The 7,806-nt window shown below is 75.4% G+C and carries 8 protein-coding genes; 4 read left to right on the forward strand and 4 right to left on the reverse strand.

Going from position 1 to position 7,806, the window contains the following annotated elements:
• Nucleotides 1-381 precede the first annotated feature (381 nt).
• On the forward strand, nucleotides 382-978 hold the full coding sequence (locus K1J50_RS17990) for a CDP-alcohol phosphatidyltransferase family protein (protein WP_220119136.1): 597 nt from the start codon (nucleotides 382-384) through the stop codon (nucleotides 976-978).
• A gap of 24 nt (nucleotides 979-1,002) precedes the next feature.
• Here K1J50_RS17990 and K1J50_RS17995 read toward each other — a convergent pair whose 3' ends face one another.
• The 4 genes from K1J50_RS17995 to aepX are packed head-to-tail and all read right to left on the reverse strand — an operon-like array spanning nucleotide 1,003 to nucleotide 5,958.
• Nucleotides 1,003-2,100, reverse strand: coding sequence for a 2-aminoethylphosphonate--pyruvate transaminase (locus K1J50_RS17995; protein ID WP_220119137.1), 1,098 nt, complete (start codon nucleotides 2,098-2,100; stop codon nucleotides 1,003-1,005).
• Complete coding sequence (locus tag K1J50_RS18000; protein ID WP_220119138.1) at nucleotides 2,097-3,110, reverse strand: lysylphosphatidylglycerol synthase domain-containing protein; 1,014 nt, start codon at nucleotides 3,108-3,110, stop codon at nucleotides 2,097-2,099. Before K1J50_RS18000 ends, K1J50_RS17995 begins: the two co-directional genes overlap by 4 nt.
• Nucleotides 3,107-4,279, reverse strand: coding sequence for a phosphonopyruvate decarboxylase (aepY, locus tag K1J50_RS18005; RefSeq protein ID WP_220119139.1), 1,173 nt, complete (start codon nucleotides 4,277-4,279; stop codon nucleotides 3,107-3,109). The genes K1J50_RS18000 and aepY overlap by 4 nt, the downstream gene beginning before the upstream one ends.
• 11 nt (nucleotides 4,280-4,290) lie before the next feature.
• Nucleotides 4,291-5,958 carry a phosphoenolpyruvate mutase gene (gene aepX, locus K1J50_RS18010; protein WP_255575444.1) on the reverse strand — a complete coding sequence of 556 codons (1,668 nt, stop codon included), beginning with the start codon at nucleotides 5,956-5,958 and terminating at the stop codon, nucleotides 4,291-4,293.
• Between the two features lie 98 nt (nucleotides 5,959-6,056).
• Here aepX and K1J50_RS18015 point away from each other — a divergent pair, with 98 nt between their 5' ends.
• The 3 genes from K1J50_RS18015 (at nucleotide 6,057) to K1J50_RS18025 (ending at nucleotide 7,786) form a co-directional block, all read left to right on the forward strand.
• Nucleotides 6,057-6,860 carry a phosphocholine cytidylyltransferase family protein gene (locus K1J50_RS18015; protein WP_220119141.1) on the forward strand — a complete coding sequence of 268 codons (804 nt, stop codon included), beginning with the start codon at nucleotides 6,057-6,059 and terminating at the stop codon, nucleotides 6,858-6,860.
• Nucleotides 6,861-7,128: 268 nt separating this feature from the next.
• Nucleotides 7,129-7,554 (forward strand): hypothetical protein, encoded by a 426-nt coding sequence (locus tag K1J50_RS18020; protein WP_220119142.1) that lies wholly within the window; start codon nucleotides 7,129-7,131, stop codon nucleotides 7,552-7,554.
• 67 nt (nucleotides 7,555-7,621) lie between these two features.
• The gene (locus K1J50_RS18025; protein WP_220116431.1) at nucleotides 7,622-7,786 is read left to right on the forward strand and encodes a transposase; all 165 of its coding nucleotides are present in this window, start codon (nucleotides 7,622-7,624) and stop codon (nucleotides 7,784-7,786) included.
• The last annotated feature ends 20 nt before the right edge of the window (nucleotides 7,787-7,806 follow it).

The raw sequence follows: 7,806 nt of genomic DNA on the forward strand, positions 1-7,806 counted from the left end.
CTGCCAACCAGCACCGGCCGAACCAGACACCCCGCAAGCAACCACAGACACGCCGACAAAGCAGAACGACAACGAAGCGACATCGGCCCCCTCCTCTTCGCGCGCGAGCGCTAGGCCGCAGCCCGCGCGACTGCCTCGGAGACTCCTGCGAAACGCGCCGATCTGGACCGAGGCGGCACGGCGCGCCGCCACCTCACCCTGCGCCAAACTGGCCGCCCCGTCGCGTCAGCTCAGGCTCTCCGGCCGTCAGGCGGATTCGCGCGCGCGGCTTGGCACGGCAGGCCGAGACCCGCTCTAAAGGCCGTCGGATCGGGCTGGCCGCTGGTCTCCCGGGCGCTGCGCCCCGCAGCCCGGCCGCCTGCCGGAACAGAGGGGCAGGACGTGAGCTCCAATACGCTGATCCATCGCATCGTGCGGCCCGCGGTCCGGCGCATCGCGCACACGCGGATCACCCCGAACCACATCACCACCCTGCGCCTCGCCACGGGGCTTGCCGCCGCGGCCGCCTTCGCGCAGGGCGAGGCGCTCTGGCCGGCGGTCGGCGGCGGAATCTTCCTCCTGTCCATGCTGCTCGACCGCGCCGACGGCGAGCTGGCGCGCCAGACCGGCCGCTCGAGCGTCGCCGGCCACCGCTACGACCTGGTGAGCGACTGCACCTCGAACATCGCCGCCTTCCTCGGCATCGGCCTCGGCGCCCAGCCGGCGCTCGGCCTGCTCGGGCCCCTGCTCGGCGTTCTCGCCGGGATCGGGATCGGCGCCCTGTTCTGGCAGCTCAACGCGCTGAAGCTCGTGGAACTCCGCCCGTGGAGCGCCTGGGACGACCGGTTCAACGCCGACCCGGACGACGCGCTGGTGTTCGTGCCGCTGCTCGTCTGGTGCGGCGCCGCCGTGCCGGCGCTGGTCGCCGCCGCGGCGATCACGCCGCTCGCCGCCCTGTGGATCGGCCTCGGCGGCGCGCGCGCGGCCCGCACCGAGTGAGCCGGACCGGCCGCCGCCGGCCGCTCAGGCCGCCGCCGCGGCGCCGGCCACTTCCGCCACGGCCGCCAGCAGCCGCTCGATGTCGCGGCGGTCGACCGCGCCGATGCAGCCGATGCGGAAGGTCTCGGCCTCGGTCAGCTTGCCCGGGTAGACCAGGAAGCCGCGGGCGGCGAGGGCGTCGTAGAAGGCGGCGAAGCGGAAGGGGCGGTCCGTCGGCACCCGGAAGGTGGCGATGATCGGGGCCTGCACCGCCTCGTCCAGATAGGGCTCGAAGCCGAGGCGGCGCATGCCGGCGAGCAGGGTGGCGAGGTTCTCCCGGTAGCGCGCGAGCCGCGCCGGCGGGCCGCCCTCGGCCTCGAGCTGGCGCAGCGCCTCGACCAGCGCCGCCACCACCTGCACCGGGGGGGTGAAGCGCCACTGGCCGTCCTTCTCGAAGCCGCGCCACTGCTCGTGGAGGTCGAGGCTGAGCGAGGGGCTGACGCCGGCCGCGCGCGCCAGGGCCTCGCGCGCGACCAGGGCGAAGCCGATCCCGGGCACGCCCTCCAGGCACTTGTTGGCGGAGGCCATCACCGCCGTCACCGGCACCGCCCGGAGATCGATCGCGATCGCGCCGAAGCTGCTCATCGCGTCGAGCAGCAGCGCGCGGCCGGCGGCGGCGACCGCCTGCGCCACCTCGGCGAGCGGGTTGAGCAGGCCGGTCGTGGTCTCGCAGTGGACCAGGGCGACATGGGTGATGCCCGGATCGGCGGCGAGCGCCGCGGCGACCTCCACGGGCTCGACCGGGCGGTGCTCCGGCCAGCGCAGCACCGCGACCGGGCGGCCGAGCCGCCGCGCGATGGCGGCGATGCGCTCGCCATAGGCGCCGTTGACGAGCACCAGCAGCCGGTCCGAGGGGCGCACCAGCGTGGCGACCGCCGCCTCGACGATGAAGGTGCCGGAGCCCTGCAGCGGCACGCAGACATGCGTCGCCTCGCCCTGCGCGACGGCCAGCAGGCGCGCGCGCAGCTCGGCGGTGAGGGCGACGAAGGCGGGATCGCGCGAGCCCCAGTCGCGCAGCATCGCCTGGCGCGTCGCCGGGCGCGTGGTGAGGGGGCCGGGGGTGAGCAGGATCGGATCGGTCATGACGGCGGTGTCCTCCCCGCGGGTCCGGCGGTGGCGACGGCGGCCGGCGCCGCCGCCATCGCCTCCCACCGCCAGGCGACCAGGCCCGGCAGGCCGAAGGCGATGTCGCGGATCCGGCGCAGCAGCGCGAAGGCGAGGGCCTGCTCCGGCGGGATGCCAAACAGGCCGCAGGCAAGCACGAAGCCGCCCTCCTGCACCCCGAGCCCGGCCGGCACCAGGAAGCCGAGGCTGCGCGCGAGCTGGCCCAGGCTCTCGATCACCAGCGCCTCGGCGAGTCCGGCCTCGACGCCGAGCAGGCGCAGCGCCGCCCAGGCCTCGAGCGTGCCGAGCAGCCAGGAGAGGAGATGCGCGGCCGTGCTCGCCCACAGCCGGCGCGGCGCCCGGTGCAGGTGCAGGACCGCCGCGTGCAGCCCCGTCATCCGCGCCGGCGCCGGGGCGGCGGGCCCGCTCTTCCGCCGCGGCCTCAGCCGCTCCGCGAGGCGGAACAGGCCCCAGCGCTGCGCCGCCAGGAAGCCGGATGCCATCGCGGCGCAGACGGCCGTCGCGGCGATCACCCATCCGGCGGCGTCGTCCCGGTGCGGCAGCCGCAGCAGCACCGCCAGCCCGATCGCCGCGAAGGCGGCCTGCGCCGCCAGCTCCGTCGCGAGGTCCACGGCCACGCTCGCCATCGCCGGAACGGCGCCGACCCCGCGCCGCACCAGGAGCCGGGCGCGGACGACGTCGCCGCCGATCTGCGCCACCGGCAGCAGGGCGTTCACCGCGTCCCGGATCCAGCGCATCCGCAGCAGCGCGGCCCATCCCGGCCGCCCGGGATCGGCGATCAGCGGCGCCCAGCCGAGGGCGGCGAACAGGATCTGCGGCAGGCGCAGCGCGACGACGGCGAGCACCCCCCACCCGCCGGCGGCGGCGAGCAGGCGCAGGATCTCGCCCGGGTCGTTGGCGGCGACGAGGAAGGCGGCGGCGGCGAGCCCCACCAGCAGGGTGACGAGGGCGGCGCCGGCGCGGGTCACGCGGCCGCCGGCGCGTCCCGTCCCGCAGCCCGGACGCCGGCGAGGAACGCCTTGAAGCGCCGCGCCACCTCGGGCGGCCGCACGGTGGGCCGCCCGAGCTTCGCCAGCGAGCCGGGCGCGATGCGCAGATGGATCAGCGCCGGCCCGGGCCGGGAGGTGGCCTCGCGGAAGGCGGCCTCGAACCCGTCGAGGCCGGCGCAGGCGGCTGCGTAGGCGTAGCCGCAGGCGAGCGCGACGGCGGCGAAGTCCACCGAGGCCGAGACGGTCGGCTGCCCGCCGGTCGAATCGTGCACGCCGTTGTCGAGCAGGATGTGCACGAGGTTGCGCGGGGCATGGGCGCCGATGGTGGCGAAGGTGCCGAGCTTCATCAGCGCCGCGCCGTCGCCGTCGAGCACGAAGACCGGGGCGCGGGTGTTGAGCGCGACGCCGAGCGCCATGCCGCTCGCGCCCCCCATCGAGCCGACCTGGTAGAGGTGCTGCGGCCGGTCGGCGAGGGTGAACAGCTCCCGCCCGCACTTGCCCGTGGTGGCGATCACCGCCCCGTCCTCCGGGACGAGCGCGAGGAAGCGCTCCAGCGCCGCGGCGCGGGTCGGGCGCGCGCCGGCGGCGGGGAAATCGGCGCGGCGCCCTGGCGCCGGCAGCGGGCGTTCGGCCGGGCGCAGCGCCTCCGCCGCCACGTCGCCCTGGCGCATGACGAAGGCGAAGGGGAGGCCGCTGTCCCGCATCCGCGCCGTCGCCGCGGCGAGGGCCGGCGCGAGGGCGTCGCGCGCGGCGGGGAAGGGCGCGTGCGCGACCCCGATCACCGCGAGCAGGTCGTGCGTGATGCGCCCCATCAGCGCGTGCTGCGGCTCGTCGGGGATGCCGGGCTCGCCGCGCCAGGTGACGATCAGCAGGGTCGGGATGCGGAACGGCTCGTTCAGCGAGGTCAGCGGGTTGACCGCGTTGCCGAGGCCGGAGTTCTGGCACATCACGACGGTCTCGCGCCCGGCGAGCCAGGCGCCGGCGGCGATCGCCACCGCCTCGCCCTCGCTCGCCGCGCCGACATAGGCGAGGCCGGGCGCGGAGAGCGCGCCGTTGATCAGCGGCGTGAGGAAGCTGCACGGCACGCCGGTGTAGAAGTCGAAGCCGGCGCGGGCGGCCTCCGCGAAGAAGTCCCTCGCTTCGATCATGGCGGCCGAGGCTAGCCGAAGTTGCGGGCCTCGGCGAGGTCGCCGAGGGTGTCCACGTCGAGCCAGCAGGGGCCGGTGAAGTAGAGCACCTGCACCGGATGGCGCGCCGCGAGGCGGGTCAGCAGCAGCGGCAGGTCGGCGCGCGCGAGCAGCCCCTCCGCCTCGAGCGCGGCGATCTCCTCCGCGAGCCAGGCGGCGCCGCGGGCGCTGAAGCGGGCGAGGCCCATCCATTCGCCGCAGGCCTCCTCCGGCGGGAGGTCGTTCGCCACGCGCAGGAGATGCGCCGGCGCGTCGTCCAGGAAATGCCCCGAGAAGCGGCGGTCGGCCAGGACCAGGTCGGGCGGGCTCGGCGAGGACCGCCGCGGCCGCGGGGCGGAGGCATCCACCGCCAGCACCGCGTCGGCGCCGCTCGCGAGCAGGGCATCGAGCACGTAGCGGCGGAACAGCACGTCGCCGTAGGCGAGCACGGTCTCGCCCCGGATCGCCTCGCGCGCGCAGGCGAGAGACCACGCCTCGCCGGTCTCGGCGTGGCGGTCGTTGTCCACCATGCGCACGCCGTCGAGCCGCACCGCCTCCTTGCCGTAGCCGCGCACCACGGTGACGGCGCGCAGCCCGCTCTCGCGCAGCGTGCCGACCAGGGTCTCGAGCAGCGACCGCCCGCGGATGTCCACCATGCATTTGGGGCGGCCGCTCGCCATCCCGCCGGGCTCGCCCCCGGCGGCGGCGAGCACGATGGCGCCGGCCGTGGGCTTCGCCGGGAGGTAGCGCCGCTCCGCCTGCTCCAGCTCGGCGTTGCCGACCAGGCGGAAGATGTCCTGCACCGACGCGACCCGGCCCTCGACTCGCACCGGGGATTCGTCCTCGAGGATGCGCGCCGCGGTCTCGCGCATCGCGGCGATGGCCGCGCGCAGCAGGTGGTTGGCCCAGATCACGGTCGAGATACCCGCGGCGCGGAACAGCTCGGTCGGCGTCGCGTAGTACATGGTCGGCACGATCACGAGCGGCGCGCGGTTCGCCCATTCCCTGGCGAAGGCGAGGACCTCCTCGGCCGTGGACCGCTTGGAATGGATCAGGATCGCGTCCGCCCCGGCGCGGCGGTAGGCCTCGGCCCGGCGCAGCGCCTCCGCCATGCCGAGGCCGGAGACCAGCGCCTCGACGCGGGCGACGAGCACGAAGTCGTCGTCGAGCTGGGCGTCCTTGCCCGCCTTGATGCGGCCGCAGAACTCCTCGATGTCGGCGAGCGGCTGGCCCTCGCCGATGAAGGAGTTGGTCTTGGGGAACAGCTTGTCCTCGAGGCAGACGCCGGCGAGGCCGCGCTCGCACAGCTTGCGCACGAAGCGGCGGACGTTGTTGAAGTTGCCGTGGCCGGTGTCGCCGTCCACCAGGATCGGCAGGGTGGTGGCGTCGGCCATGTACTCGAGCACGTCGAGCACCTGGGTCCAGGACGCCTCGTTGCTGTCGCGCAGGCCGAGCGCGGCGGAGATCGTCAGGCCCGAGGCCCAGATGCCGCGGAACCCCGCCTCCTCGACGATCTTGGCCGAGAGCCCGTCGTGCGCCTCCATCAGGAAGGAGAGGGAGGGCGAGAGGATCTCCCGCCGCAGCGCCGCGAAGCGCGTCGCGGCGGGGCGGGAGGCGCCGGCGGGACCCCGCTCGCCGCCGGACGGGACGACCTTGCCCAAGCTGCTGTCTCCAGGAGTGGACGCGTGCGCGGGCGGCGCACTAGCTTGCCGCCCCACTCGCGTTCTCTTAACAGGTGTCGTCCCTTCGGGAGAAGCCATTGTCGCAGCATCGGCGGCCCACGGCCGCGGTCATCCTCGCGGCCGGCGTCGGACGGCGCCTCGGCGACGCCGGCGACCGGCCCAAGGTCCTGCTCGAATTCGGCGGCCGGACGCTGCTCGAGCGCCATCTCGCGGCGCTGCGGGCCTGCGGGGTCGAGGAGGTCAGCATCACCGTCGGCCACCGGCGGGAGCTGATCGAGGCGGAGGTCACGCGCCTCGGCGAGCGCCACCGCGTCCACTGCGTGCACAATCCGCGCTACCGGGAGGGGAGCCTGGTATCGCTCTGGGCGCAGTCGGCGCTGCTGCGCGCGGGCCGTCCGCTGCTGCTGATGGACGGCGACGTGCTCTACGATCCGCGCATCGTCGCGCAACTGCTGGACGCGCCCGGCGAGAACGTCCTGCTCGTGGACCGCGCGATCGAGCCCGGCGAGGAACCGGTGAAGGTCTGCTTCCGCGGCGGCCGGATCGTGGACTTCCGCAAGCGGCCGGAGCACGCGCACGACTGGCATGGCGAATCGGTCGGCTTCTTCCGCTTCTCCGGCGCCATGGCCGCCGCCCTGGCCGAGCGCTGCGACGCCCGCCTCCGCGAAGGGCGGACCGATCTCGAATACGAGGAGGCGATCCGCGACCTGATCCTCGCCGCGCCGGAGCGGTTCGGCGCCGCCGACGTGACCGGCCTGCCCTGGATCGAGATCGACTTCGCGGCCGACGTCGCCCGCGCCCGCGCCGAGATCCTGCCGCGCCTCGACGGGGCCGCCGCGGGCGGCGCCGGGGCGGCGCGGGCCGTCGCTCCCGGGGCCTGACGCGGGAGCCCCGGCGTCGCGGCGGCGCGGCGGCGGGGCCGGCCCGGCCGCGCGGGGCCGCCGCTCCGCCGCGGGGCGCCGGCGACGGCGAAGTGTTGATGGCCCGGCCCGGCGCCCGGCCGGGCGAGAACCGTTTGCGTTCGGCGGGGCCCGCGGCAACGGGTCCCGCCCGTCGTTCCGCGGGGCAGGTTCCCGCTCCCGGCTGTTCCCAGCCGTCCGCGATCTGCTCTAGGCTGCCGGCGGCCATCGGTCCGCGCGTGGAGGGGTCATGCGGTTCGTCTGCGACGCCGCGGGGCGGAAGACCTGGTTCCTGATCGAGACCGAGGCTGAGGCCGCGCAGGAATCGCAGCTCATGCGCCATGCCGTCGAGAAGCACTTCCGGCGGGCGTACGAGCAGGCGGCGCAGGCCTACCGGCCGACGCCGGGGCCCTACATCGAGCAGGACATCGGCCGCGCGGCGCACATCCGCCGCACCATGCCGATGTTCCTGACCTTGCGGGACGAGGAGGGGACCGCGCTGGTGACGGCGATGCTCCCGCCCACGGGCCGGGAGGACCGGGGCTTCGATCCGATCATCGTCGGCCAGGGGAACGGCGATCCCTACCCGGAGCACGGCGACGCGATCCGGGACCTCGGCCAGCACTTCGGCCTCTCCCTGGACCGGATCCGCTGCTATCCCTACCGCCGGGGTTAGGCTCTGCGCCCAATTGCCGTGGGAACGGTGCGATGATTCGCCCTGCCCAACGGCGGGGGGATGGACCGTGTCGCGCCTGTTCGGGCTGAGCGACGTGCCGTGGGCGGCGAGCGAGCCGCATCCGGCGATGGTCCACACCGGGCCGCGGCGCGTGGACGACCGGCGGGGGATCGGCGGCATCGTGCACCGTTTCCGCGAAGGCTGCCGCTGGCGTGCCCTGCCGCCGGAATAGGGGCCATACGCCACCGTCTT

This window comes from Caldovatus aquaticus, assembly GCF_019458025.1.
GTDB lineage: Bacteria > Pseudomonadota > Alphaproteobacteria > Acetobacterales > Acetobacteraceae > Caldovatus > Caldovatus aquaticus.

Bases quoted from the DNA above. Each gene is read 5' to 3' on its own strand.
- K1J50_RS17995 (WP_220119137.1), bottom strand. From the start codon at position 2,100: ATGACCGATCCGATCCTGCTCACCCCCGGCCCCCTCACCACGCGCCCG.
- aepY (WP_220119139.1), bottom strand. From the start codon at position 4,279: ATGATCGAAGCGAGGGACTTCTTCGCGGAGGCCGCCCGCGCCGGCTTC.
- K1J50_RS18020 (WP_220119142.1), top strand. From the start codon at position 7,129: ATGCGGTTCGTCTGCGACGCCGCGGGGCGGAAGACCTGGTTCCTGATC.